The 25,933-nt window shown below is 72.1% G+C and carries 17 protein-coding genes; 9 read left to right on the top strand and 8 right to left on the bottom strand.

Annotated features, from left to right (window positions below; translation table 11 throughout):
- Positions 1-42: 42 nt before the first annotated feature.
- From ACZ49J_RS04940 to ACZ49J_RS04920, 5 genes are all read right to left on the bottom strand, one after another.
- Positions 43-2,067, bottom strand: a complete 2,025-nt coding sequence (locus tag ACZ49J_RS04940; protein ID WP_467448655.1) for a cell wall-binding repeat-containing protein — start codon at positions 2,065-2,067, stop codon at positions 43-45.
- A 328-nt stretch (positions 2,068-2,395) separates the two neighbouring features.
- A complete protein-coding gene (locus ACZ49J_RS04935) occupies positions 2,396-5,224 on the bottom strand; it encodes an NHLP bacteriocin export ABC transporter permease/ATPase subunit (protein ID WP_467448657.1) in 2,829 nt (942 codons plus the stop codon).
- Between the two features lies 1 nt (position 5,225).
- Positions 5,226-7,475 carry an NHLP family bacteriocin export ABC transporter peptidase/permease/ATPase subunit gene (locus ACZ49J_RS04930; RefSeq protein WP_467448658.1) on the bottom strand — a complete coding sequence of 750 codons (2,250 nt, stop codon included), beginning with the start codon at positions 7,473-7,475 and terminating at the stop codon, positions 5,226-5,228.
- Positions 7,472-8,278, bottom strand: coding sequence for a hypothetical protein (locus ACZ49J_RS04925; protein ID WP_467448660.1), 807 nt, complete (start codon positions 8,276-8,278; stop codon positions 7,472-7,474). Before ACZ49J_RS04925 ends, ACZ49J_RS04930 begins: the two co-directional genes overlap by 4 nt.
- A gap of 150 nt (positions 8,279-8,428) precedes the next feature.
- A complete protein-coding gene (locus ACZ49J_RS04920) occupies positions 8,429-8,644 on the bottom strand; it encodes a type A2 lantipeptide (RefSeq protein ID WP_467448661.1) in 216 nt (71 codons plus the stop codon).
- Between the two features lie 989 nt (positions 8,645-9,633).
- Between ACZ49J_RS04920 and ACZ49J_RS04915 the strand changes: the two genes are divergently transcribed.
- The 4 genes from ACZ49J_RS04915 to ACZ49J_RS04900 all read left to right on the top strand — a co-directional run bounded on the left by ACZ49J_RS04915 (position 9,634) and on the right by ACZ49J_RS04900 (position 15,804).
- Entirely contained in the window at positions 9,634-10,962 is a 1,329-nt protein-coding gene (locus ACZ49J_RS04915) for a S1 family peptidase (RefSeq protein WP_467448662.1), read from the top strand.
- A gap of 184 nt (positions 10,963-11,146) precedes the next feature.
- On the top strand, positions 11,147-13,639 hold the full coding sequence (locus ACZ49J_RS04910) for a SpoIIE family protein phosphatase (protein ID WP_467448663.1): 2,493 nt from the start codon (positions 11,147-11,149) through the stop codon (positions 13,637-13,639).
- Positions 13,640-13,643: 4 nt separating this feature from the next.
- On the top strand, positions 13,644-14,147 hold the full coding sequence (locus ACZ49J_RS04905; protein ID WP_467448665.1) for a metallophosphoesterase family protein: 504 nt from the start codon (positions 13,644-13,646) through the stop codon (positions 14,145-14,147).
- Between the two features lie 367 nt (positions 14,148-14,514).
- Complete coding sequence (locus ACZ49J_RS04900) at positions 14,515-15,804, top strand: MFS transporter (RefSeq protein WP_467448667.1); 1,290 nt, start codon at positions 14,515-14,517, stop codon at positions 15,802-15,804.
- Between the two features lie 49 nt (positions 15,805-15,853).
- On the opposite strand, the gene ACZ49J_RS04895 is transcribed toward ACZ49J_RS04900, so the two are convergent.
- Genes ACZ49J_RS04895 through ACZ49J_RS04885 form a run of 3 tightly spaced genes read right to left on the bottom strand, consistent with a single transcriptional unit; the run spans position 15,854 to position 18,621 of the window.
- Positions 15,854-16,867: a zinc-dependent alcohol dehydrogenase gene (locus ACZ49J_RS04895; RefSeq protein ID WP_467448669.1), complete on the bottom strand. Its 1,014-nt coding sequence runs from the start codon at positions 16,865-16,867 to the stop codon at positions 15,854-15,856.
- Positions 16,868-16,877: 10 nt separating this feature from the next.
- A complete protein-coding gene (locus ACZ49J_RS04890) occupies positions 16,878-17,738 on the bottom strand; it encodes a fumarylacetoacetate hydrolase family protein (protein ID WP_467448671.1) in 861 nt (286 codons plus the stop codon).
- Positions 17,739-17,796: 58 nt separating this feature from the next.
- A complete protein-coding gene (locus ACZ49J_RS04885) occupies positions 17,797-18,621 on the bottom strand; it encodes an IclR family transcriptional regulator (RefSeq protein ID WP_467448672.1) in 825 nt (274 codons plus the stop codon).
- A gap of 50 nt (positions 18,622-18,671) precedes the next feature.
- On the opposite strand from ACZ49J_RS04885, the gene ACZ49J_RS04880 reads away from it, so the two are divergent.
- The 5 genes from ACZ49J_RS04880 to ACZ49J_RS04860 all read left to right on the top strand — a co-directional run bounded on the left by ACZ49J_RS04880 (position 18,672) and on the right by ACZ49J_RS04860 (position 25,784).
- On the top strand, positions 18,672-20,384 hold the full coding sequence (locus ACZ49J_RS04880) for an IlvD/Edd family dehydratase (protein WP_467448673.1): 1,713 nt from the start codon (positions 18,672-18,674) through the stop codon (positions 20,382-20,384).
- A 473-nt stretch (positions 20,385-20,857) separates the two neighbouring features.
- Positions 20,858-21,673 carry a nucleotidyltransferase domain-containing protein gene (locus ACZ49J_RS04875; RefSeq protein ID WP_467448675.1) on the top strand — a complete coding sequence of 272 codons (816 nt, stop codon included), beginning with the start codon at positions 20,858-20,860 and terminating at the stop codon, positions 21,671-21,673.
- Between the two features lie 431 nt (positions 21,674-22,104).
- Positions 22,105-23,442 carry a hemolysin family protein gene (locus ACZ49J_RS04870; RefSeq protein WP_467448676.1) on the top strand — a complete coding sequence of 446 codons (1,338 nt, stop codon included), beginning with the start codon at positions 22,105-22,107 and terminating at the stop codon, positions 23,440-23,442.
- On the top strand, positions 23,439-24,461 hold the full coding sequence (locus ACZ49J_RS04865; protein ID WP_467448677.1) for a hemolysin family protein: 1,023 nt from the start codon (positions 23,439-23,441) through the stop codon (positions 24,459-24,461). Before ACZ49J_RS04870 ends, ACZ49J_RS04865 begins: the two co-directional genes overlap by 4 nt.
- A 192-nt stretch (positions 24,462-24,653) precedes the next feature.
- Positions 24,654-25,784 carry an acyltransferase family protein gene (locus ACZ49J_RS04860; protein ID WP_467448857.1) on the top strand — a complete coding sequence of 377 codons (1,131 nt, stop codon included), beginning with the start codon at positions 24,654-24,656 and terminating at the stop codon, positions 25,782-25,784.
- The last annotated feature ends 149 nt before the right edge of the window (positions 25,785-25,933 follow it).

Genomic DNA, 25,933 nt, shown 5'->3' with positions numbered 1-25,933 from the left:
CGTACGTGACGCCCGGGGGCCGGTGGGCCGTGTGTCGGTGCGCTACCTGTTCGTGGTCCGCGCTGTGTCCAGGCTCGGCCGCGGCGCCGTGGTCCCGGCCCTGGGTGCGGCCGTACCGGTGCCGCTCGCGAAGCGCGTAGCCGAGAGCGCCGACTGCTGCGCCGGGGCGAGACCGTTGTAGTAGGGGTGGTAGGTCACCAGCGAGCTGTCCGCGCTGATGGCGGAACCCGCCGCGGTCAGCTCGGACGCGGAGACCGACCCGGTCCCGCCGAAGGCGATGACGGAATTGACCCCGGCCGCCCGTTGGCGCAGGTAGGTCGCGTTCGTCTCCGTCAGCGTCGTCTCGTCGGTCCACAGGAGAGGGCCGAAGTACAACATGCCGGTACTCGCCGACACGCCGCCGCGCCAGCTGTCCGACCAGGCCAGGCCCACCTGGAAGGGGGAGCTCCACCAGAACCGGGCGAGCGCGACGGAGGTGCCGTCGTGACCGCTGCCGCTGATGGGGTAGTACCTCCAGGTGTCGGGCCAGTTGGAGAAGTACGTGTGCGTGAGCGCGTACTTCGCCGAGGTACCGACCGGGATGATCATGGTCTCGTCGGGGTCGAGCGAGTTGAGGTACGACTTCACCGAAGACGTCAGCGTGTTGCCCTCGTTGAGGACCACCGTGGCCTTGCCGCCGTAGCCGAGTGCCCCGGCCGCCGCGGAGGCCGCGAGCGCCGAGTGGTAGTCGGTGCCGGTGGCGAGGAACACGTATTGCGGCGCGCTGGTGACTGCCTTGGCGACGACCACGGACGTGGAGTAGCGGGAGGTGCCCGCCAGCCGCTTCGGCGTGAAGCCGAGCCAGGAGACCTTGCTCGCCACCGCACTGGAGAGGATGTCCGTGCCGCCCACCAGGTAGACCGTGGCCCCTGGCTTCAACGTGCGCTTCAGCTCGTTCTGCACGGCGGTGGACAGCGAGGTCTCCGGCGTCATCAGCAGAGGGCCCTGCTTCTGACCGGCGAGACTCTGCCCGGTCAGGGCGTAGGACGGGCTGTCCTTGCTGATGAGGACGGCCGTCCTCGCGTCGATGAGCCCGGGCTCGCTCTGGCCGACCGTGTTCCACGTCCAGCGGGACGCGGCCACGTTGGTGGCCGAGGAGTCGGCGCCCCAGACCCGGCCGGTGCTCTGGCCGCGCAGCGGCTGCCAGGCCATGTGGAGGACCGACGAGGTGCCCGGCGGCTTCGGCTCCAAGGTGACCTCGCCGGTGGCGATGTCCACGATGCGGGGGACGGCCACGTCCTCGTCGGTCCCGTTGGTGACGATGATCCGGGTGCCGCTGGGCGACCACGCCGGCATGTGCGCGGCGTTGTCGAAGGTGAGCTGGCGCTCGCCCGTGCCGTCGACGTCGATGACGAAGAGCCGAGTGTTGCCGCCCGCCTCACGCACGAAGGCGACCTGTGTGCCGTCGGGCGAGATCGCGGGGTCGTCTCCGTCGTCGGTCAGCTTCGTGAAGCCGCCGGTGGTGTCGTCGTAGAGCCAGATGGCCGACCCGGTCGGCGAGCCGCAGGTGTCGCCGGTGCGGACGAAGGCGATCAGACCGTTGACGGACGCGCTCGGCTTGCGGTCGCAGCCGTCCTCCGCGGTGGAGAACAGCGGACGGCCGTAGCCGGAGCCGTCCGAGGGCGCGTAGCGGAGGCGGCCGTTGCCGGAGTAGACGATCGTGCCGCCGCTGTACAGGAACGTCGGATCGCTCACTCCACGCACCGAGTCCCGCTCGGGGATCTTCACCAGGGTGGACCCGGTGTACCGGCGGGTCTGGATCTGACTGTCCTTCACGTACGCGACCCGGCTGCCGTCGGGCGACCAGGCCGGCTGGCTGGCGTCGGCGAGGAAGTCGGAGTACACGCCGGTGCCGAGCTCGTGCGTCTGCAGCACGTTGCGTGCGCCGTGGAGGTACATCAGCTTGCCGTCCTCGGCCGGCCACGTCACGGGGTCGGCTGCCGCCGCGCCCGGTGCCGTCGCCATGCCCGCCGCCATGGCGACGGCCGTGCCCAGTGCCGCGAGCACGCGGCGTCTGTGAGTCCTCATGTGCCCCCACAAGTTGCTTGAAGGCTGCCGTTCACCTCCCCGACGGGGGACGGAAACGCCACGTTCCTGCACGGCAGCTGCGTCACTCTAGCCCCGCAGGTGATCAAAGGAAACAGCCGTCTCATCGCCGATGGTGTCGGGGTATTGCTGGACAACTCGGGATCGGTCTTCGGCCAGCCTGTGACTGCCGAGCGGGCTGGGCGCTGGAACCGGTCCGCGCCCTGGACGTACCGCGCCGGGTGGCGGAACTGGAGGCGGCCCTGGAGGGTGCGTCCGAACAGGGCTCGGCGGGGCCGGCGTCCGGGCACGTGGTCCGGTCGCCCGCCCGTCACGCCATCTGCCGCCGCACCAGCTCGTGCAGTCGTCCGCCCGTGTCCGCGAGCAGCTGCGCGGGCGGCCCCTGCTGCGCCACCTTGCCGTCCTCCATCACGATGACGCGGTCGGCGTCCAGCACCGTGGACAGGCGGTGCGCGATGACGACGCGGGTGGCGTTGAGGGCCCGCGTGCTCTCGATGACCTTGCGCTGCGTCTCGTTGTCGAGGGCACTGGTCGCCTCGTCGAAGAAGAGGACGCGCGGGCGCCGGATCAGCGCCTGGGCGATCATCAGCCGCTGCCGCTGCCCGCCCGAGACGGCGCCGCTGCCCTGGACGATGGTGTGCAGACCCATCGGCATCCGCTTGATGTCCTCGGCGAGCCCCGCCATCTCGGCCGCCGCCATCGCCTCCTCCGGCGTGTACGGCTCGGTGCCGCAGATGACGTCCAGGATCGAGCCGTTGAACGGCTGCGCGTGCTGGAGCACCACTCCGCACTGGCGGCGCACCGCCGACTGGTCCAGGGCGGCCAGGTCCTGACCGTCGTACAGGACACTGCCCGAGACCGGCTTGTCGAAGCCGATGAGCAGCCTGAGCAGCGTGGACTTGCCGCAGCCGCTCGGGCCGACGATCGCCACGAACTCACCCGGTGAGATCGTGAACGACACGTCGTCCAGGACCAGCGGGCCGTCGTCGGCGTACCGGAACGACAGCCGGCGGGCCTCGATCGCCCCGGTCAGTACGCCCGGCCGGGTGCTCGCCGTGCGCACCTCGGGCGTGGCCTCCAGCACCGGCTTGATCTCCTCGAAGAGGGGGAGCGCGGACACCGCCGACACGAACGCGCCGGTGAGCTGGGTCACCGACGTCAGCAGCATGGTCACCGAGGTGTTGAAGGTGAGGAAGGAGGCCGCCGACATCGAGCCGCGGGCCGGGCCCGCCAGCAGCATGAACATCACCAGCGTGCAGACAGGGAGATAGACCGCGCCGAGCACCGTCGTGAGGTTCTTGATGCGGCCGACGCGCTGCTGGAGCTCCCGGCTGCGCGCGAACTCGCCCGCCCACGCCGCGTACGCGTAGTTCTCCGCCGCCGCGACGCGCAGCTTCGGCAGGCCCCGCAGCGTCTGGAACGCCTGGTTGTTGAGCTTGTTGTTCAGCACCACCAGGCGCCGCTGCCAGCGCACCTGCCACAGACCCAGACCGAGGAACACGCCGGCGATGACGACGAGCATGCCGACCGCGGCCAGCGCCATGGGCACGCTGTACCAGAGCAGCAGCGCCAGGTTCATCGCGCCGACCGTGACCGACTGGGCGACCGTGGGGCCGACGCCCGCGAGCAGGCGGCGGATCGAGCTGATGCCCATCGCGGCGCTGGCGAGTTCGCCGGTGGAGCGGGAGGTGAAGAACTTCGTCGGCAGCCTCAGCAGCCGGTCCCAGACGGCGGGTTGCAGCGTCGCCTCGATGCGGCCCTCCAGGCGGAGGATCGTGAGGTTCTGCAGCAGCATGAACGCCGCCGACACCACGCTCGCGACGACGATGGCCAGGCACACCTGCACGATCAGGTTCTCCTGCGCCTTCGGCACGTACTCGCCGAGGACCTTGCCCGTCGCGATCGGTACCAGTGCGCCCAGCGCGACCGTGACCAGTCCGCTGACCATCAGGTTGCCGAGGTCGCCGCCCGTGCCCTGGAGGCTGAAGCGGAGGAGGCGCAGCGGGCTCAGGGTCCGTTCGGGCAGCGGACGGTAGAACATCACCGCGCGTTCCTCGAACTCCGCCGCGTTCGCCTTCTCGACCGGTGTCTCGCGTCCGGAGGACGGCTGCACGGCCACGTACCCGCCGCGCCGCCACAGCAGCGCGACCGGCGCGCCCGACAAGGCCCGGTGGCCGACCAGCGGGCCGACGTTCTCCCGCCACCAGCGCCCGGTGAGCCGTACCGCACGGGTGCGGACGCGTGAGGCGATCGCGATGCGTTCCACCGGGTCGATACGGTCGCTCTCCGTGCCGCTCTGCGCGGGCTCGGAGAGCGTGATCCCCGCGGCGCGGGCCACCAGTTCGCAGGCGGCGTACGTGGCGTCGGCGTCCGCCGAGGTCGTACGCCGCGACGCCGACGGCTTGCCCATGGAGGCCAGCAGCGTGCGGTCCGCCTGGGCGCGCACGGCCTCGCCCGCCTTGATCCCGGCGGCCGTACGGTCCTCGTGGGTGCGCTCCAGCTGCTCGATCCACCGGTCCAGGGTGGACAGCAGGCGGTACTGCTGGTCGACCATGCCCTGCCAGACCCCGGGGTCCATCAGCAGGTCGGCCGCCGCCTCCGCCCCGTACAGGGAGCCGTACTGGACGCTGCCGGGCGGCACCTGCATCCAGAAGACGTCGTCGTCGGTGAGCGCGGCCGCGTTCTCGGTGGCCATCGGCGCCTGGAAGAGGATCGACAGGCTGCGGCCGACCCCGAGGGCGAGGGCGTACTCCAGCGGGCTCGTCGTGGGCGGCACGTACTGCGGGTTGCCGTACTCGTCGTACGACCAGCTCGCGGTGTCGGGCTGCTGGTACAGCTCGCGCAGGCCGATGCGGCGGACGACGCAGTCGCGCAACGGGCGGGCCACCAGCGTGTGCTGGGGGCCGGGGACCGGGCCGAGCAGGAGGGAGCCCGCCTCCAGGCGGCCCAGGTGGTGCCAGTGGCCCTGCTGCACGGCGTCGACCGCGAACAGGTCGAGCGCGCCCGACGCCACCAGCCACAGGACCTGCGGGCCCTCCAGGTCGAGACGGCTCAGGCCGGTGCAGTCGATGGGGGTGCCCATGGCACCGAGCGCGCCGAGGACGAGGTCCCCCTCGTGTGCTTCGTGCACGGTCGTCATCTCAGCGCTCCCTGACCAGCTGGGCGTACGCGCCGCCGCGCGCCACCAGCTCGTCGTGCCGGCCGCGTTCCACGATCGTGCCGTGGTCGAGGACGACGATCTCGTCGCTGTCGCGGACCGTGCTGAGGCGGTGCGCGATCACCACACAGGCACAGCCGCGTTTGCGCAGGTTGTCCATGACGACGAGTTCGGTCTCGGCGTCCAGCGCGCTCGTCACCTCGTCGAGGACCAGGATGCTGGGCCTGCGGACCAGGGCACGGGCGATCTCCAGACGCTGGCGCTGCCCGCCGGAGAAGTTGCGGCCGTCCTGCTCGACCCGGCTGCGGATGCCGCCCGGCCTGCGCATGACGACGTCGTACAGCGCCGCGTCCTGAAGCGCCGCCACGACCGCGTCGTCCGGGATGGACGGGTCCCACAGCGCCACGTTGTCCCGGACCGTGCCCTCGAAGAGGAACACGTCCTGGTCGACGAAGGACACCGAGGCGGCCAGCGCGCCGCGCGGGATGTCGTCCAGGCGCTGTCCGTCGATGCGGATCACGCCCTCCCACGGGGTGTAGAGGCCGGAGATCAGCCGGGACACGGTCGACTTGCCGCTGCCCGAGCCACCGACGAGCGCCACCTGCTGTCCCGGGCCCACGGTCAGGTCGAAGCCGGTCAGCAGCGGCTTGTCGAGGGGGCTGTAGCCGAACGAGATGTTCTGCAGCTCGACGTGCCCGTGCAGCCGGCGCGTGGACTCCGCCCCCTCCCGGCGCGCGTACAGCGGGTCCGCCTGGAAGTTCTCCACGTCCTTCAGCCGGGCCACGTCCGCCGCGAAGTCCTGGATGCGGCCCGCGACACCGTTCAGCCGGGTGAGCGGCGCGGTGAAGCGGGTCACCAGCGCCTGGAACGCGACCAGCAGACCCACCGAGATGTGGCCATCGATGGCGCGCATGCCGCCGATCCACAGGATCAGCGCGCTGTTCAGCGTGGCCAGCGTCGGCGCGACCACACCCAGCCAGGCGCTCGGCACCCCGAGGCGCTGCTGTTCCTCCAGGGTGGTGGCGTGCTGACCGGCCCACTTGCGGAAGTAGCCGTCCTCGCCGCCGGTCGCCTTCATCGTCTCGATCAACTGCAGACCGGTGTACGCCGTGTTGGTGAGCCGGGCGCTGTCGGCGCGCAGCTTCGCCGTGCGGGTCGCGCGCAGCTTGACGACCACCCGCATCGCGACCACGTTGAGCAGGGCCACGCCGATGCCGACGAAGGTGAGCTGCGGGTCGTAGGTGTAGAGCAGCACCGCGTAGAGAACGACCACGATCGCGTCCACGCCCGCCGCCGCGAGGTCACGGGCCAGGGTCTCGGCCACGGCGTCGTTCGACTGGAGCCGCTGGACCAGGTCGGCGGGGCTGCGCTGGGAGAAGAAGGTGACCGGAAGCCGCAGCAGATGGCGCAGGAACCGGGCGCTGGAGAGGGTCGAGGAGATGATGCGGCCGCGCAGCAGGTTGGCCTGCTGTAGCCAGGTCAGCACCACGGTCAGGGCAACCGACGCGCCCATCGACGCGAACAGCACGCCCAGCAGTGAGGTCTGGCCGCCGATCAGGAACATGTCGATGTAGGTGCGGCTCAGCGCGGGCACCGCCGCGCCCACCGCCACCAGCAGCAGGCTCGCCAGCACGGCGGCGGGCATGGTGCCCGAGGTGCCGCGCAGCCGGGCCGGCATGGCGCCGAGCACGCCCGGCCTGCGTCCGCCGCGCTCGAAGTCCTCCCCGGGCTCCATGACGAGGACGACCCCGGTGAAACTGGAGTCGAAGTCCTCCATGGGCACGAACCGGCGCCCCTTGCCCGGGTCGTTGATGTGCACGCCACGGCGGCCGAAGCGGCGTCCCATGCCGTCGTAGACGACGTAGTGGTTGAACTCCCAGAACAGGATGGCCGGCGCCTTGACCTCGGCGAGCGCCGCCAGGTCCATCTGCATGCCCTTGGCGGTCAGGCCGTAACCGCGGGCCGCCTTGAGGAGGTTGCTGGCGCGCGAGCCGTCACGGGAGACACCGCACGCGATGCGCAACTCCTCCAGCGGGATGTGCCGCCCGTAGTACCCGAGCACCATGGCGAGGGACGCGGCACCGCACTCCACGGCCTCCATCTGCAGGACGGTCGGGGTACGGACCGCTTTCTGCTTCCCCCTGGGCCTGGGCGCCGGGCGCTTCGGCGCCGCCTTGCGCCGGCCGCGTACGGGCGGTGGAGCGGTCTCCTGGGACGCGCTGGGCGAACTCACGGCAGCAGCCAATCGATCGGACGCTGATCGGCCATGTGGATCGAACCCGTGGCCATCGTCATGGAGGTGAGCTTGTACGGCGGTCCGTCCTGCGAGGACCACCGGTAGCCGGACTCGGTGGCGGCCTCGCGGTCCAGGCGTACCAGCACGGCCACCGGCCGGCCCTTCTTCGTGAACTGCTCGCCCAGTTGGCTGTCACCGAGGAACGTGGTGATCGACTGCGGGGTCTGGGCGGTCCGGTCCACGGACTTCACATGGCCGCGCAGCACGCCGTACTCCTGCGTCGGGACCGACTGCACGGTGAGGTCCACCGAGGCGTCGTCGGGAATCGTGGCGGCGTTCTCGGCGGGCACGTACACGGTCGCGTACAGCGGGTCGTCGGCCTGGGCGACCTTCTCGACGGCCGCGACGTCGGCGCCGGTGGAGATGATCTGGCCCATCTGGGCGGCGAGCGCGGTGATCCGGCCCGCGGCGACGGTGCGGACGACGGTCTCGCCCTGCTCGGTACGGACCTTCAGGACGGGTGCCTTCGCGGGGAGCCGCTGGCCCTGCTGGGCGAGTACGGCGGTGACCTGGCCCGCTACGGGGCTCTGGAGTACGTAACTACCCTGCCCGTGCGTCAGGATGGCGGGCGCGCTGACGGTGGACGCCACCGAACCGGTCACGGCCCACACGGACGCGGCGGCCATGACGACCACCGTCACCGACAGCACCAGCCAGCCCTGGGGGCGGGCGAAGCGCACCGGCAGGTCGAGCTCCTCGGGCGACTGCAGCTTGGCGAGGGCCTGCTGGCGGAACTGCACGGGACTTCCCTCACCTGCTCGTCAAGGAGTAAGGCGCCCGCGCGCGACGGGACGGGACGTGCCGGGTCCTGTGCGGCGGACGGGTATTACGGCAACCGAGAGTCCCGGAACCATGGCGTGGTTCCGGGACTCAGGGACAACAAGGCGCGATCAGAGACCGGCGACCAGGTTGGTGACCGGAGCGGTGTTCAGGCCGGTGACGCCCTCGACGGTGCCGACGGCCGTGTCAACGGTCGAGGACAGCGGGACGATGCCGTCCACCGCGCCGGTGACGGTGTTGACGGCGTTCACGGACAGACCGCCGGAGACGTTGTCGAGGTCGGCGTCCGAGATCTCGACGGTCTCAACCTGGGGGGTGGAGTTCATGTTGGAACTTCCCTTCGTATGGATATTCATAAGGGGGAGAGCGGCCCCCTTCTGGAACAGACGGTCGGCCGCGCCCCGCAGGCGTCGGCCCCGTCGGTCCCCCGGGGAACCTTCGGGCGACTCCCGCGGTGCGATGGATCAAAGCACGGTCGCGCTCCGGGCTTCCAATCAACGGCGCCTCTCACCAGGCAACTTGAGACCGCGAAGCAACCAACGGTGCAGGCCCGCACACGACTCGGTGGCGACTTCTTCACACGGTGCGCGGCATCGTCGCGCCCCCTTCATTGCCACCCGGGAAACGAACGGGACACTCCCGCCGCAATGACGTGCCGCGCCCCGTGAGGCTGTGTTTATTCGCCGCGTGCCGTGACTTGGTTGCGCAATCGATGTGGAGATTCGCTGAAGCCAGGATTCGGCCCCGCCTCGTGAACGGATCGCTACCGCTCGGTAGCGGATCGTGTGGGGTGCGTCCGGAGTGCATTCAAGGTGCAGCTGTGACCCGAGTGAGGCTGCTTCGGGATGGAGTCGAACCGGTGGCGGTCAACCGGGTTGCAGGCCCGTCGCAGGCCCGGGTGATGTGCGGCCGGGGGCGGAGGCGGCGTTCGCTTCCGCGACGGTTCGCTGAAATCCGGAGCCCGCGCAGCCGTCGTCGTCGGGGCGGGCGTGCCGTGCGCCGCGGGTTCCCGCCATGGGGTGCCGGGCCGGCCGCGGTCGGCGGTGTCCGTCCCCGGAAGGGAGTGCTCCCCTCGCCCTCGCCTTCGTCACGCCATCCGACGGTCACTCAACTCTCTTGTATGAGGCCACAGTTCAGGGGGGTGTGGGGTGAAGTAGCCGGAAATGATCTCCTCTGGCACAACACGAGTCAGCGTTCTCAACTGATTCTTACGGGCGTTGAACACCCCACACGGCACGTGCGTATCAACAGGCATCCAGGCGCCCCAGTCACTGCCGGACGGAGGCCCTGGCCCCCGTCCCCAGGAGGTTCAGAGTTGAGTCACAAACGCACACCCAAGCGCAAGGCTGTCATCGCGGCAGGAAGCGTGGTGGCGCTCGGAGCGGCGGCACTTGTCATCCCGAACGCCATGGCTGGGCAGTCGGACGACAACAAGGCCGCCGCCGCCCCCAAGACGTTCACGGCGGCCGACGTGCCGGACGTGGCCGGTCAGCTCGAAGAACTGCTCGGTGACGCGTTCGCCGGTTCGTACTACGACGGCGACAAGCAGCAGATCATCGTCAACGTCGTCGGCGACAACAGCCAGGTGATCCAGCAGATCGAGGCCGCGGGCGCGGTTCCGAACGAGGTCGAGAACAGCACCGAGACGATCAAGACCGCCGAGGCGACGCTGAAGGCCGACGCGTCGATCCCGGGCACGGCCTGGGCCGTCGACCCGAAGACCAACGAGATCCGGGTCACCGCCGACTCCACCGTCACCGGCGACACGTGGGACAGACTGCAGTCGACCGTCAAGTCCCTCGGTGACGGCGTCGCCACCGTCAAGAAGTCCCAGGGCACCTTCAAGACGTTCGCCGAGGGCGGCGACGCCATCTTCGGCGGCGGCGCACGCTGCTCGCTCGGCTTCAACGTCACCAACGCCGAGGGCAACCCGGCCTTCCTGACCGCCGGTCACTGCGGTGTCGCGGCGGCCGAGTGGTCCGAGGAGGAGAACGGCGCGCCGATCGGCACCGTGGACGCGGAGACGGCGACCTTCCCCGGCGCGGGCGACTTCGCCCTGGTCAACTACGACGACCCGGCCACCCAGGCGGCCAGCACCGTGGACACGGGCGACGGCAACCAGGTGGAGATAACCCAGGCCGCGGAGGCCACGGTCGGTCAGCCCGTCATCCGCATGGGCTCCACCACCGGACTCAACGAGGGCGAGGTCACGGGCCTCAACGCCACGGTCAACTACCCGGAGGGCACGGTCACCGGGCTCATCCAGACCAACGTCTGCGCCGAGCCGGGCGACAGCGGCGGCTCCCTGTTCACCGCGGACGGCAGCGCCATCGGCCTGACCTCCGGCGGCAGCGGCGACTGCACGGTCGGCGGCGAGACCTTCTTCCAGCCGGTCACCACCGCTCTGGAGGCCACGGGCGCGACCCTCGGAGACGGCGGTGCCGCCGGCGACGGCGAGGCCGGTGCCGGTGAGGAGGCCGGTGCCGGTGAAGAGGCCGGCGCGGGCCAGGAGGCCGGTGCGGGCGAAGAGGCCGGAGCCGGAGAGGAAGCCGGTGCCGGTGAGGAGCAGGGCGTCGGCAACGAGCAGGCCGGCCAGGAAGTAGAGGTCGAGGAGGGTGGCGGCATCAGCGTCACCAACCCCTGATCCGGCCTCCGGGCCGATGAGCCGCTGACCCGGCCGTATCCAGCGGTTCCGGACCGGGCAGCGCAACGGTCCGGCCCTCCGGCGGGAGGGCCGGACCGTTCTGTGTCACCGGGCGCGAGGACGCGCGACGCGGGAACTGTCACAAGGGCTGCGCGGCCGCCCGGGAAGCGCTCTAATTGCGGACGTGGTGGGTGAGGGTATGGCGGGGCGCGGAACGAGGACGCCGCGCGCCGAACTCGCCCTTCAGGTCCTCACCGCCGACACCGACCCTCCTGCGGGCTCCCGGCTGCGCTCGGGCAGGGGGCACCCCCACCCGCGACTGCGCTCCGTCCTCGAACTGGCGCTCGCCTACACCAGCGCGACCGCCGTCGCCGTGTACACCGCGGACGACGACGGTGACCTGCTGAGCCTCATCGAGTCGGCCGGCGCGCCCAGAAAGCTGTACGGGCTGCGGGACAGCTACCCCGCCTCCGGAGCGTCCCCGGTGGCCGAGGCCTGCCGCACCGGCAGCGCCCTGTGGCTGACCTTCGCGGAACTCCGCCGGGACGCCGACGTCCGGCGCGCGCGGGCCGGGGGCTTCTCGCTGGGCGTACTGCCGCTGGGCGAGGGCGGCTGCCTCCTCGCCGTCAGCGAGAGTGAGGACGGCTTCGACACCGAGGACCGGTTGTGCCTCGCCCCGCTCGCCGAGGCGGCCTCCACCGCCACCGCCACCGCCGGCCCGCGCCCCGCGCCGGGCGCCTCGTTCGGCCTGGACATGGGCACCGGGAACGTCACGGTCGACGGCGAGGTGCTCGCCCTGTTCGGGCTGCGGCCGCAGGACTTCGACGGCCGCGTCGAGACCCTGCTGGCCAGGACCGTGCCGGAGGACCTGCCCTCCCTGATGTCCATGGTCGGGTCGGACCCGGCGTCCCTCGGCGAACGAGAACTGGAGTTCCGGGTCCTGCGGCCGTCCGGCGAGCCCAAGTGGCTGCGGCTGCGGGCCCGGCTGGTGCCCGCCACGGAGGACCGCGCGGCCCGCCTCGTGGGCACCCTCGCCGACGCCTCCACCCTGCGCTCCGGACTCGACGACGTGGCCCGCGTCCAGCGCCTCGCCTCCGCGCTCGCCACCGCCGGCACCGTCCGCGACGTCAGCCAGGCCGTCGTCGCCGCCCTCCGCAAACCCCTGCAGGCCGACCGGATAGCCCTGGCCGAACTGGAGGGCGACCGCCTCATCGTCACCGTCCTCGACCCGCCCGACCCCGAGGCCTGGCCCGAGCTGTGGCGCCTGGAGTGGCGCTCGGAGTGGCCCGACGCGCCCGTACGCGCCATGCCGACCCTCGCCGCCGCCCTCCGTGAGGGACGCGCCGCGATCTGGCCCGCCGGGACCGCCCTGGAACCCGCCCTCGCCGACGTCGGACCCGGTGGCCTCGCGGTCCTGCCGCTGCCCGCCGGCGACCGCATGGCCGGGGCGTGCCTCATCGGCTGGGACAGCCCGCACGACTTCGGCCCCGACGAGCGTGCCCTGCTGACCGCGTCCGCGGGCCTCGCCGGACAGGCCCTGATGCGCGCCCACGCCCTCGACGCCGAACACGAACTGGTCGGCATGCTCCAGCGCAGTCTGCTGCCCCGCAGGCTGCCCCGGCTGCCGGGCGCGGTGGCCGTCGCCCGCTACCTGCCCACCACGGCGGGCCTGGAGGTCGGCGGCGACTGGTACGACGTGATCCCGCTGCCCGACCACCACGTCGCCCTCGTCATCGGCGACGTGCAGGGCCACAACGCCAAAGCGGCCACCCTCATGGGGCAGATGCGTACCGCCCTGCGCGCCTACGCCGTGGAGGGACACCCGCCGGACGTCGTGGTCGCCCACGCCAACCGGCTCCTGATGGACATGGAGACCGACCTCTTCACGACCTGCTGCTACGTGGACATCGACCTGGAGGAGGGCTCCGCCTGGTGCGTCCGCGCCGGACACCTGCCCCCGGTCCTGCGCCACCCCGACGGCACCACCGAGATCGTCGAGTCGGAGGGCGGCCCGCCCCTCGGCGTCCTCACCCAGGCCGACTTTCCCATGACCCCGCTGAGCCTGCCGCCCGGCACCGTGCTCGCCCTGACCACGGACGGCCTCGTCGAGTCGGCCGACACCGACGTGGAGGACGGTCTCGACCGGCTCGCCGGGGACCTGGCCGCCGCCGACCCCGAGAACCTCGGCCTCGTGGCCGACGCGCTGCTCGGCGGGGCCAACCGCGCCGACGACGTGGCGCTGCTCCTCATGCGCTACGACGGCATGGACCTGCGACCGCTGCGGGAGACCTGGACGGTGTGGCGGGTCCCCCAGGCGGTCGGGCACGCCCGCCGGTTCACCCGGCGCACCCTGCGCGCCTGGGGCGTGGGCTTCGAGGCGGACGCCGTACTCCTCGCCGTCTCCGAACTCGTCACCAACGCGCTCGTCCACACCGACGGCCAAGTCCGCCTCGACCTCACCCTCGTCGACGACCGTCTGCGCATCGCGGTCGCCGACTCCTCCCCGCGCACCCCGGTCAGACCGGCCAGCATGGCCTGGGAGGCCACCGGTGGCCGCGGCATCCTCCTCGTCGAGGCCATGTCGTCGGCCTGGGGAACCGTGCCGGCCGGTGGCGGCAAGCAGGTGTGGGCCGAGATCCCCGTCGGGGGAGACCTCCCGCCCGTCGTGACACCCTGAAGGCGTGCGTCTGCTCCTGATGTCCGACACCCACCTCCCGAAGCGGGCCAAGGCCCTGCCCGCGCCGCTCCTCGACGAACTCCCGCACGCCGATGTGGTCGTCCACGCCGGCGACTGGGTGGACACCGCCACACTCGACCTGCTGGAGAGCCGGGCCCGCCGCCTGATCGGCGTGTACGGGAACAACGACGGCCCACCCCTGCGCGCCCGGCTCCCCGAGGTGGCGTACGCCGACCTGGACGGCCTGCGCCTCGGCGTCATCCACGAGACGGGCCCCGCCCCGGGCCGTGAACGCCGCTGCGCCGAACGCTTCCCCGGCCTCGACGTCCTCGTCTTCGGCCACAGCCACATCCCCTGGGACACCACCACGGACACCGGCCTGCGCCTGCTCAACCCCGGCTCACCGACGGACCGCCGGCGCCAGCCCCACTGCACCTACATGACGGCCCTGGTGACGGACGGCCGCCTCGACGAGGTGCGGCTGCACCGCCTGCCTCCCAGGACCTGACCCGAGCCGCCCTTCTCCCAGCAGGGTGATCCATGGGTGACGTCCGTGGCGAGCATGCGCGCTCCTGCGGCCCCGCGGGGCCACCGCCGCGCAGCCCGTACGAACCCCGCACCGAGGCCCACGTCCGCGCGTCGTCTTACGGCGCACGGCACGGCGGGCCGCCGGAACCGCACTCCGGGGTGACGCTCGTCATCCAGGTGAATCAGCCGCCGCACGCCCCCGGCCGCACCGCGTGTCCCCGTCGGCCGGTCCCCGGCCCCGGACACAATCAGCCTCGGCCGGGCCTCGCCGGACAGGCCCGTCAGGCACCCGGCGCCGACTCCGGCGGCCGGACGGCCCACCCTGCCGACGGCACACGAGGCGTGAGATGCGATCCGACCACACCCGACGCGTCCTCGCCACCGCCTTCCTTTCCCTGGGGGTGCGGAACTTCAGGCTCTTCACGGTGGGACAAGTGGTGTCCGTCTCGGGCACCTGGATGATGGTGGTGGCCCAGGACTGGCTCGTGCTGTCCCTGACCGGGGACTCCGGATCGGCGCTGGGCCTCGTCACAGCGCTGCAGTTCACGCCGGTGCTCCTGCTGACACTGCACGGAGGGCGGCTCGCCGACCGCTTCGACAAGCGCCGCCTGCTGACCGCGGCGAACCTCGTCTCGGCCCTGCTGGCGCTCCTGCTCGGCGCTGTGGTCCTGGCCGGCCGCGCGCAGCTGTGGCATGTGTGTCTGTGCGCGCTGGGGCTCGGCGTGGTCAACGCCGTCGAGGCGCCGACACGCATCGCCTTCGTGAGCGAGATGGTCGGCACGGAACGTCTGCCGAACGCGTCCTCTCTGAGCGCCGCGTACTTCAACACAGCCCGGATGGTCGGCCCGGCGCTCGCCGGACTCCTCCTCAGCGTGTTCGGTACCGGTGCCGTGATGCTGCTCAACGCGGTGAGCTACCTGGCGACCGTGGTGGCGCTGTGCCGCATACGGCCGGAGGAACTCCACCGCGCCGAGACGACCCCGGAGCGCGCGCGGGTGGCCGACGGGCTGCGCTATGTGTCGACCCGCCGGGATCTGGTCATGCCGTTGGCGCTCCTGGTGGTCGTCGGAACGTTCGGGTTCAACTTCCAGCTGACGCTGCCCCTGATCGCGAAGACCGAGTTCCACGCCGACGCGGGCGCCTTCGGCCTGCTGACGGTCGCGCTGGCCGTCGGCTCGCTCTGCGCCGCGTTCGCCTCCACCGCGCGCCGAGGGCGCCCCTCCGCCCGTACGGTGCTGGTGGCGGCGCTCGCCTTCGGGGCGCTGGAGGCCGCGGCGGGGTGCGCCCCCTCCTTCACCGCCGCGGTGGTCCTCCTCGTGCCCACCGGCTTCGCGACCGTCTGGTTCGCCCAGGCGACCAACCACCGGGTCCAACTCGGTACCGATCCGCGGTACCGCGGTCGCGTCATGGCCCTGTACACCCTGATCCTCCAGGGCTCCACCCCGCTGGGTGCCCTGTTCGTCGGCGGGCTCGCCGAAGAGGCAGGCGCCCGCTCCGGCCTCTGGGTGGGAGGTCTCGCCTCACTGGCCGCGGCTCTCGCCGCCGTCGCCGTGGAGAGGAGACGACGCGGACGAGGTACGGCCGCACCGGACCAGCGGGAGACGGGCCGGCGGCGACGGTCGTCCACGACGCGGTGAACCGGCCGGGTGCGGCGCCGCTCGACGGCGGACCGCACCTGTTCCGGGGTCAGAGGCGGGGGTCCACATGGACCTTGGGGCCGGGGCCGGCTCCGGCCGGGCGCTCACCGGCCAGCACGGGGCCCACCTCGTCGAGGCCCACGGTGGCGGCGACGAGCGGCCTGGGGTCGACCGAACCGGCGGCGTACGCCTGGATGGTGGCGTCGAGGCCGGGCGAGGCGGACAGGACACCGACCGCGGTGACGTCCTTGAGGGCGAGGACGCGGGTGTCGATCCCGCTGGGCTCGCCGGCCAGCCCGACGTACACGACGCGTCCGGCAGGCTCGACGAGGTCCAGGGCCCGGCGCGGCAGATGGGCGGCGTTCGAGGCGTCCACGACCGCGTCGAACGGCAGGTCCGGCACGGCGTCCTCCGCCCACACGTGCGCGAAGCCCACACCGCGGGCGAAGGCGAGGGAACCGTCGGTGGCGCCCATCAGGTGCACCTCCGCACCGGCGGCGCGCAGGAACATCGCGACCAGCAGCCCGATCGTTCCGGGCCCCAGGACCAGCACACGGTCCCCGGGCCGTGGCGCGGCGGCCCGCGCGGCGCGCAGTGCGTTGCCGCCCGGCTCCACGAGCGCGCCGAGCACGGCGTCGACGGCGTCCGGCAGAGCGTGCAAGGAGAAGGCCGGTACGGCGAGTTGCTCCGCGAGGGCACCCGCACGGCCGCCGCGGATGCCGACTTCCTGCCGCCGCTCGCACACGTGCTGATGGCCGCGCAGGCAGCGGCGGCAGGTGCGGCAGCCGAGCATCGTGTCACCCATGACACGGCGGCCGAGCCAGAGGGGGTCGACGCCGTCCCCGACCGCCGTCACACGACCGGCCCACTCGTGGCCCGGCCGCATCGGGTAAGCGGAGTGGCCCTGGTGGAGGTAGGCCATCTCGCCCGTGAAGAACTCCACGTCGGTGCCGCACACGCCGACCCGCTCGACGTCGACGACGACCTCGCCGGGGCCGGCCGCCGGCGCCGGGAGGTCCTGGACCTCGTAGGCGCCGGGGGCGGTCAGTACGAACGCGCGCACGGAGGGCCGCTCACCGGGGACCGAGGACGTGCTGGCGCTGCGTGCCGAGGTGCTTGATGCCCAGTTCCATCACGTCACCCGGCTGGAGATACACCGGCGGGGTGAGGCCCATGCCGACACCGGGCGGGGTGCCCGTGTTGATCAGGTCGCCGGGCTCCAGGACGAGGAACTGGCTCAGGTAGTGCACGATGAAGTACGGGTCGAAGATCATCGTCTTGGTGCTGCCGGTCTGCCGCCGCACCCCGTTGACGTCGAGCCACATGTCGAGCGCGAGGACGTCGTCGATCTCGTCGGTCGTCGCCAGCCACGGCCCCGCGGGGTTGAAGGTCTCCGCGGACTTGCCCTTGGCCCACTGCCCGCCGCGCTCCAGCTGGAAGGAGCGCTCGCTGACGTCGTTGACGGCGACGTACCCGGCGATGGCGTCGCGCGCCTCCTCCACCGACTCCAGGTAGCCGGCCCGCCTGCCGATCACTATGCCGAGCTCCACCTCCCAGTCCGTCCTGGTGGACCCGCGTGGGATGCGCACGTCGTCATGGGGGCCGACCAGGGTGTTGGGCGACTTGGTGAACAGGATCGGCTCGTCGGGGACCGGCATGCCGCTCTCGGCCGCGTGGTCGCGGTAGTTGAGCCCGATGCACAGGATCTGGTGCGGGCGCGCGACGGGCGCGCCGACGCGCTCCCCCGCGAAGCGGGACACCCGGCCCGCCTCCGCCCGCTCGGCCACGAGGGGGCGTACGCGGTCGATGCCGCCCGACCCGAAGAACGCCTCGTCGAAGTCCGTGACGACGTCGGAGAGATCGACGTACGTGTCGTCGTCGATGCGGGCGATCGGCTTCTCGGCGCCGGGGGCACCGATGCGCATGAGGTACACGGGACTGTCTCCAGGTCGGTCGGCGGGGCGGTGGGTGCGGGGAGCGGTCGGTGAGGCCTCAGCGGTGCGGCGCGCCGAGGGGGCCGACGAGCGCGCGGATCTCGTCGAGCGCGTCGACCAGGGTCGCGAGGGGCGTCCGGTAGGCCAGCGCGCTGATGCTCACGGCCCCCGAGGGGATGGTCGGCGAGGTGAGGTACACGGGCAGGGCGAGGCAGTTGACCCCTTTCTCGTTCTCCTGGTCGTCGACGCCGTAGCCCCGTCCGCGCGTGAGTGCCAGGTCCCGGTGCAGCCCGGCGGGCGTGCACAGACTCCCTGACGTGCGGCGCTCCAGAGGGAAACCGCCGACCCACGCCTCCACGTCCTCCAGGGAACTGAGCCGCCCGGTGAGCAGCAGTTTGCCGACGGCGGTCGTGTGGGCGGGGTTGCGGCCGCCGATCGTCGACGTCAGACGCACGGCACCGGTGGGAGGGTCGACCTTGGCGCGGTAGACGACCTCGCGGCCGTCGAGCACCGCGTAGTGCGCGGTCTCGCCGAACCGGTGCGCCAGGGCCTCCAGTACGGGGCGGACCCGGACGTGGTCGGGGCGGGCCTCGTGGTGGGCGAACGCCATCCGCAGGAACTCGTCGCCGAGCACATAACGGCCGCGGGCGTCCTGGTCCGCCAGACCGGCCCGGCGCAGCGCACCCAGCGCCCGGTGCACGGTCGGCTTGGGGCTGCCGATCACGCGGGTCAGCTCCTCCAGCCCCGCACCGTCGGGATACCGGGAGAGCTCCTTGAGGACGGCGAGCACCCGGTCGGACCCCACGAGACGGCCGCTGCCGGCTTCTGACGCGCTGTCCTCGCCGGGGTCTGTCGATCCGCCGGAGGTCTGCGTACGCTTCATGACGTTCCGAACAGTAGACCGCCGTACCGACTATTGGAAGGGGCTCAGAGGTGACGCTCCGCAGCGCACAGTGGTACGCGGGCCAGGACCGCAACGCCTACATCCACCGGGCATGGATGCGGCGGGGCGTACCGGGCGACGCCTTCACCGGCCGGCCTCAGATCGCCATCGCCAACACCGCGTCGGACCTGACCCCCTGCAACGCGCATCTGGACGAGGTGGCGGCCTCGGTGCGCGACGGCGTGCACGAGGCGGGCGGGATCCCGCTGGACCTGCCCGTGGTGTCGCTGGGCGAGACGAACGTACGGCCCACGGCCATGCTCTGGCGCAACATGGCCGCGATGGCCACCGAGGAGATGCTGCGGGCCAACCCCGTCGACGGCGTGGTGCTGCTGGGCGGCTGCGACAAGACGATCCCGTCGCTGCTGATGGCCGCCGCCTCCGTCGACCTGCCCGCCGTCGTCGTCCCCGGCGGCCCGATGCTCACCGGGACCTTCCGCGGTACACCGCTGGGCTGCGGCACCGATGTGTGGCGGCTGTCGGAGGAAGTGCGGGCGGGCACCCTTTCGCAGGAGCAGTTCACGCGCTCCGAGTCGGCGATGATCCGCAGCCGCGGCCACTGCAACACGATGGGCACGGCCTCGACGATGGCGCTGGTGGCGGAGGCGCTGGGCACGGTGATCCCCGGCGTGGCCGGGACTCCCGCTCCGGACAGCCGTCTGCTGGAGGCCGCGCACCACACCGGCCGCCTGGCGGTGGACATGGTGGGCGCGGACCGCCGGCCCGCGACCTTCCTGACCAAGGCGTCCTTCCACAACGCGATCGTGGCGCTGGCCGCGATCGGCGGCTCCACCAACGCGGTCGTCCATCTCCTGGCCATCGCGGGCCGGTTGGGCATCGACCTGACGCTCGACGACTTCGACCGCATCGGCTCCCCCGTGCCGGTCCTGGTGGACCTCCAGCCGGCCGGCCGCTTCCTCATGGAGGACTTCCACCGCGCCGGAGGCCTGCTCGCCGTCCTGCGCGAGGTACGCGACCTGCTCGACCCCGAGGCGCTGACCGTCACCGGAAGGCCCCTGGCCGACTCGCTCGACGACGCCGCGATCTGGGACGGCGAGGTCATCCGCACCCGGGCCGAGCCACTGGTCGCCGAGGGCGGGATCGCCGTCCTGCGCGGCAACCTCGCCCCCGACGGCGCGCTGATCAAACCGGCCGCCGCCTCGCCGCACCTGCTGCGCCACCGCGGCCGGGCCGTCGTCTTCGACAGCATCGAGGACTTCCACGCCCGCGTCGACGACCCCCACCTCGATGTGGACGCCGACTCCGTCCTCGTCCTGCGCGGCTGCGGTCCCAAGGGATACCCGGGCATGCCCGAGGTCTCCAACATGCCGCTGCCGAAGAAACTGCTGGAGCAGGGCGTGCGGGACATGGTCCGTGTCTGCGACGGCCGGATGAGCGGCACCGCCTACGGCACCGTCGTCCTGCACGTCGCTCCCGAGGCCGCGGCCGGCGGCCCGCTCGCCCTCGTGCGGACCGGGGATTTCATCAGCCTCGACGTGGAGGCCCGCCGCATCGACGTCGACGTGCCCGCGGACGAACTCGCGGGCCGAAGGCCCAATGACGCCACGGTCGCCGGCTTCGCGAGCCCCCGCCGCGGCTGGGAACGGCTCTACGTCGACCACGTCCTGCAGGCCGACACCGGTGCCGACCTGGACTTCCTCGTCGGCTCCAGCGGCTCCGAGGTGAGCCGTGAGTCGCACTGACAGGCTCCTCGCCGCCGATGGCGCGCTGCTCGCGCGCCTGGAGGCGGCGGCACCGGGCGCGGCCGCCGCCCGCGCCACCGACCGGCTGTCCTTCGCCCACGGCGCCTCGTACCACCTGCTGGCGCCCGACGCCGTGGTCACTCCCAAGGACCCGGCGCGGGTGGCCGCGCTGCCGCCGCACGAGTGCCGCCCGCGGCCCGCCCCCGAGGTTCCGCTCCGGCGGCACGAGCCTCTCCGGCCAGGCCACCAACGACGGGATCCTCGTCGACACCCGCCGCCACTTCCGCGGCGTCGAGGTCTTGACGACGGCGCCCGCGTACGTGTCCAGCCGGGCGCCGGTACGGGGGGTGAACACCCGACTGGCCCGGTACGGCCGCGGCTCGGCCCCGACCCGGGACCCGCCGTGCACGGCGGGTCCCGGGTGGTCGGAAAACCGGTCGCGGGATGCGCCGGGGTTCCGCAGACTCGTCGCCGTGGACCGGTTGACGGAGATCGCGGACAGGCTGACCGAGGTCGGCGGCATCGTCGGGGTGTGCCTCGGCGGAAGCCGGGCGAGAGGCCGACATCACCCTGACTCCGACTACGACCTGGGCCTGTACTACCGGCCACCGCTGGACACGGCCGGCCTGCGCCACCTCGCGTCCGAGCTGACCGGCGGGCCGGTCGACGTGACGGAGCCGGGCGGCTGGGGGCCGTGGGTGGACGGCGGGGCGTGGCTGACCGTGGACGGCCACCGCGTCGACTGGATCTACCGTGATCTGGACCGCGTGCACAGGATCTGGCAGCAGTGTCGTGAGGGCCAGTTCGAGATCGGTGTCCAGCCCGGTCATCCTCTGGGGGTGTACTCCCACGCGTATGCGGGTGAGGTGGCCGTCGGGCGCGTTCTCGCCGACCCCGACGGCGAGTTGCGTGCCCTGCGGCAGGAGACCCGCCGCTATCCGGAGCCGTTGCGCGAGGCACTGATCGCCAACGCGCGGTGGGAGGCTCCGTTCATCCTGGCCGGCGCCCGCAAGGGTGCGGTGCGCGGCGACACCTTCCATGTCGCCGGCTGCCTCTTCCGCGCGGTCGGGCTCCTCGTGCACGCGCTGCACGCTCACGCCGGGCGCTGGTTGCTGAACGAAAAGGGCGCGGTGCGGGCCGCGGGTGAACTCCCGGGCGCGCCCGTTGACTTCGCCGAGCGGGCGCATCAGTTGTTCGCCGCCCTCGGCACGGCCCCGGACGCACTCGGCGCCGCGCTCGACGCCGCTGACGGGCTGACCGCCGAGGTGTGTGGACAGCTCGCGTCCTGAAGGAGGCACGGGGCCGCTGTCGTCCTCACCTCCGGCGCCGGGGCCACAGTGGTGGCCGTCGTGGTGATGGCCGTGCCGTGGCCCTCGAAGGCCGCGGCACGGGGAACAACCGGGATCGTCCAGCCGTTCTCTACAAGTGCGTAGAAGCGCAGGGGTGATGAGTCCGCCGACTGGGAACTCTCGCCCTCGGCCCGGAAAAGTCCGCGGTGTGCCTCAAGTCGTGGGCTGCCAGGGACTTGACCGGGACGCTTTACTCGTCCTTTACCATAAGGCGGGAGGGCGTCGACGCCCTCCCGCCACCACGGGTCCGCTCGACCCGCCGAACTGCGAAGGAGTTACGGTCCCGCCATGGGTGAACCTCCCAGTACCAGCCGTGCCATGCCCGGCCCGCGGCCCCAGTGGCCCGCGTGTGAGGGAGCGGGGGTGGCTCGGTGACAGAGGTCCTGCTGCTCCTGGCGGCCCTCCTCCTCACGCTGGCCTGCGCCGTGTTCGTCGCCGCCGAGTTCTCCCTGACCACTGTCGAACGCGGCGAACTCGAGCGTTCCGCCGAGGCAGGGGAGCCCGGTGCCGCGAGCGCGCTGAAGGCCGTACGCCGGCTGACGTTCCAGCTGTCGGGCGCTCAGCTCGGCATCACCGTCACGTCGCTGGTCATCGGCATGCTCGCCGAGCCGTCGCTTGCGGCGCTGTTGCGCGGCCCGCTGGAGGCGGTCGGCCTCGGCGGTGCCGCCTCGTCGGTGGCGACCGTGCTGGGTGTGGCCGTCTCCACCGTCATGCTGATGGTGGTCGGTGAGCTGGTGCCGAAGAACTGGGCGATCTCCCGGCCGCTCGCTGTCGCCAAGGTGGTCGCGGCGCCGCAGCGCGGCTTCACGGCCGCGTTCGGGCCGTTCATCCGGCACCTCAACAACACCGCGAACCGGTGCCTGCGCCGCTTCGGCCTGGAACCGGCCGAGGAACTGGCCTCCGCCCGCGCCCCCGAGGAACTCGTCGCGCTGGCCCAGCACTCGGCAGCCGAGGGCGCGCTGGAGGCGGACTCCGCCGAACTCTTCGTGCGCACCCTGCACCTGAGCGAGCTCACGGCCGAGAACGTGATGACCCCGAGGGTCGACGTCCGGGCGCTGGAGGCCCACGCGACGGCGGCCGACGCGGCGAACCTGTCGTACGCCACCGGCCTGTCCCGCTTCCCCGTCTACCGCGACAGCCTCGACGAGGTCGTCGGCACCGTCCACATCCGCGACGTGCTCGCCCTGGAACCCGGGAAGCGGCATCTCACGCCGGTGACCGAGCTGGCCACGGAGCCGCTCCTGGTCCCCGACAGCCTGCCCGCGGACCGGCTGCTGGAGCGGCTGCGGGCGATGCGCACCATGGCCGTCGTCATCGACGAGTACGGCGGCACGGCAGGTGTCGCCACGGTGGAGGACATCGTCGAGGAGGTCGTCGGCGAGGTACGCGACGAGCACGACCCCGTCGAGGCCCCCGACCTGTTGCCCGCCCCGGGCACGGGGGACGGGCGTGCCGCGTGGGAGGCGGACGGCTCCGTCCGCGTCGACCGGCTCACCGGCATAGGGCTGACGGCGCCGGAGGGCCCGTACGAGACCGTGGCCGGCCTGGTCGCCACCCGCCTGGCCCGCATCCCGGCCAAGGGCGACGTGCTCGACGTCGACGGCTGGCGGCTGGACGTCCTCGACGTCGACCACCACCGCGCCGACCGCGTCCGGATCACCGAACCCGCGGCCGTGCCGGGCGAGGAGCAGCCGGAGGTGGCCCGATGACGGTTCTGCAACTGGCCATCGGTGCCCTGACCCTGCTGACCAACGCGTTCTTCGTGGGCGGTGAGTTCGCCCTGATCTCCGTGCGGCGCAGCCAGATCGAGCCGCGCGCGAAGGAGGGCGACAAGCGGGCCCGGATGACCCTGTGGGGACTGGAGCACCTCTCGGCGCTCATGGCCACCGCACAGCTGGGCATCACCGTCTCCTCGCTGGTCCTCGGGGCGGTCGCCGAACCGGCCATCGCTCACCTGCTGGAGCCCGCCTTCGAGGCGGCCCGCGTCCCGGGCGCCCTGGTGCACCCGATCGCGTTCGTCATCGCGCTCACCGTGGCGACGTACCTGCACATGCTGATCGGCGAGATGATCCCGAAGAACATCGCCCTCGCCGCCCCGGTGCCCACCGCGCTGCTGCTCGGCCCGCCCCTGGTCGCCCTCACCCAGGCCCTCAGGCCGGTCGTCTTCGGCATCAACGCGTTCGCCAACGCGCTGCTGAGGCTGCTCAGGGTGGAGCCGAAGGACGAGGTCGAGGCGGTCTTCACCGACGACCAGCTCGCGCGCATGGTCGTCGACTCCAGTGAGGCCGGCCTGCTGTCGCCCGCCGACGGCGAACGGCTGCGCGACGCGCTGGAACTGGGCACGCGGCCGGTCGGTGAGATCCTGGTCCCGGTCCAGCGGATGCGCACCGTCGGACACGAGGTCACCCCCGCCGAACTGGAGCGGACGGCGGCCGAGGCGGGCTACTCCCGCTTCCCCGTCACCGGCCCCGACGCGACCCTGCTGGGCTACCTGCACATCAAGGACACCCTCGGTGTCTCCGAACGCGACCGGCCCTTTCCCCGCGGCGTCTTCCACCCGGTCACCCGGGTCCGCATCGACACTCCGCTGGACGACACCCTCACCGCTCTGCGCGCCGACGGCAGCCACCTCGCCGCGGTCACCGGACACACCGGGGCGGTCATCGGCTTCGTCACGATGGAGGACGTCCTGACCGAACTCGTCGGCCCGGCCCCCGCCGCCGCGTGAGTGCCCCGCCGTCCCGCGCGCCCCGGCGCGGGACGGCCGATACCCGCGGCCGCGCCTCCTGCGGGATTGTGCTGTGACCCACCTGGGTGGCTAGGGTGCTCAGGATGTTCAGCGCCGACACACCATCCCCATTTGAAGTAAGACGTGAAACCGCGGCTCCGGGTTCACTCGGGAGGGCCTGTGAGTGACAGCGTGCGCTCGGTGAGCCGGGCGTCCGAGAGGTCGGCCCGAACACCGTCGCAACAACCGCACCCCCCGTCGGGACAGGCCCGCGTCCCGGCGCGGGAGCCGAGGCCGGCGGACAAGCGGCGGGACGCCTTCTTCGACAACGCCAAGTACCTGGCGATCGTCTTCGTGGCCATGGGGCACGCGTGGGAGCCGCTGCGCGGTGACAGCCGGGCCGCCGCCGCGCTCTACATCGCCGTCTACACCTTCCACATGCCGGCGTTCATCGTCATCTCGGGCTACTTCTCACGGAGCTTCGACGCGAGCCCGGGCCGGATCCGGCGTCTGGTCACCGGCATCGCCGTCCCGTACGTGCTCTTCGAGGTCGCGTACTCGCTGTTCAAGAGGTGGGCCGACGACGATCCCGGCCACGCGATCAGCCTGCTGGACCCGTGGTACCTGACGTGGTTCCTGGGCGCGCTGTTCATCTGGCGGCTGAGCACACCGCTGTGGAAGGCCGTCCGCCGGCCACTGCCGCTGGCCCTCGCGATTGCGGCTCTGGCCTCCGTCTCGCCCGACATCGGTGACGATCTCGACCTCCAGCGGGTCCTGCAGTTCCTGCCCTTCTTCGTGCTCGGGCTGTGCCTGAAGCCGGAGCACTTCCAGTTGGTACGGCGCAGGGAGGTGCGCCTGCTGTCCGTCCCGGTCTTCGCCGGGGCACTGGCGGTCGCGTACTGGATGGCGCCGCACATGAACGCGGCCTGGTTCTACCGCCGCGACAGCGCCCAGGAACTTGCCGCGCCGGGCTGGGCCGGAGCCGCGATGACCCTGGCCCTGTTCGGCTGCTCGGTGATCCTGGTGGCCTGCTTCTTCGCCTGGGTGCCGCGGCGCAGGACATGGTTCACGGCACTGGGGGCGGGCACCCTGTACGGCTACCTGCTGCACGGCTTCCTCGCCAAGGGATCCCGCTTCTGGGGCTGGTACGACCACGACTGGATCCACCGGCCGCTGGGCGAGATCGCCGTCACCCTCGTCGCCGTCGCGTTGATCACGGCGCTGTGCACCCCGCCCGTGCGGCGCGTCTTCCGCTTCGCCATGGAGCCGAGGATGGAGTGGGCCTTCCAGCGGGACGCCACCGACCTGGCACGTTCGCGGTGAGTTCGCCGGGGCGGACGGTGCCCGCGGTGCCCGAGGCGCGCGAGCCGTGCCCCGTGCCGTGGACAGGACAGCGTCCGAGAGGTATGGCCATACTCGGATAAGGCGCTTTTGCCCGGCTCGTCCTGGCCGGCGCAGCCGCGCACCACCGT

The sequence above is a fragment of the Streptomyces sp. NPDC030840 genome (assembly GCF_055572015.1).
The sequence above is the reverse complement of the archived record's forward strand: the minus strand, read 5'-3'. Positions and strand labels throughout refer to the sequence as shown.

Bases quoted from the DNA above. Each gene is read 5' to 3' on its own strand.
- ACZ49J_RS04865 (WP_467448677.1), top strand. From the start codon at position 23,439: ATGACGGTTCTGCAACTGGCCATCGGTGCCCTGACCCTGCTGACCAAC.
- ACZ49J_RS04940 (WP_467448655.1), bottom strand. From the start codon at position 2,067: ATGAGGACTCACAGACGCCGCGTGCTCGCGGCACTGGGCACGGCCGTC.
- ACZ49J_RS04885 (WP_467448672.1), bottom strand. From the start codon at position 18,621: ATGAAGCGTACGCAGACCTCCGGCGGATCGACAGACCCCGGCGAGGAC.
- ACZ49J_RS04900 (WP_467448667.1), top strand. From the start codon at position 14,515: ATGCGATCCGACCACACCCGACGCGTCCTCGCCACCGCCTTCCTTTCC.
- ACZ49J_RS04935 (WP_467448657.1), bottom strand. From the start codon at position 5,224: ATGACGACCGTGCACGAAGCACACGAGGGGGACCTCGTCCTCGGCGCG.
- ACZ49J_RS04920 (WP_467448661.1), bottom strand. From the start codon at position 8,644: ATGAACTCCACCCCCCAGGTTGAGACCGTCGAGATCTCGGACGCCGAC.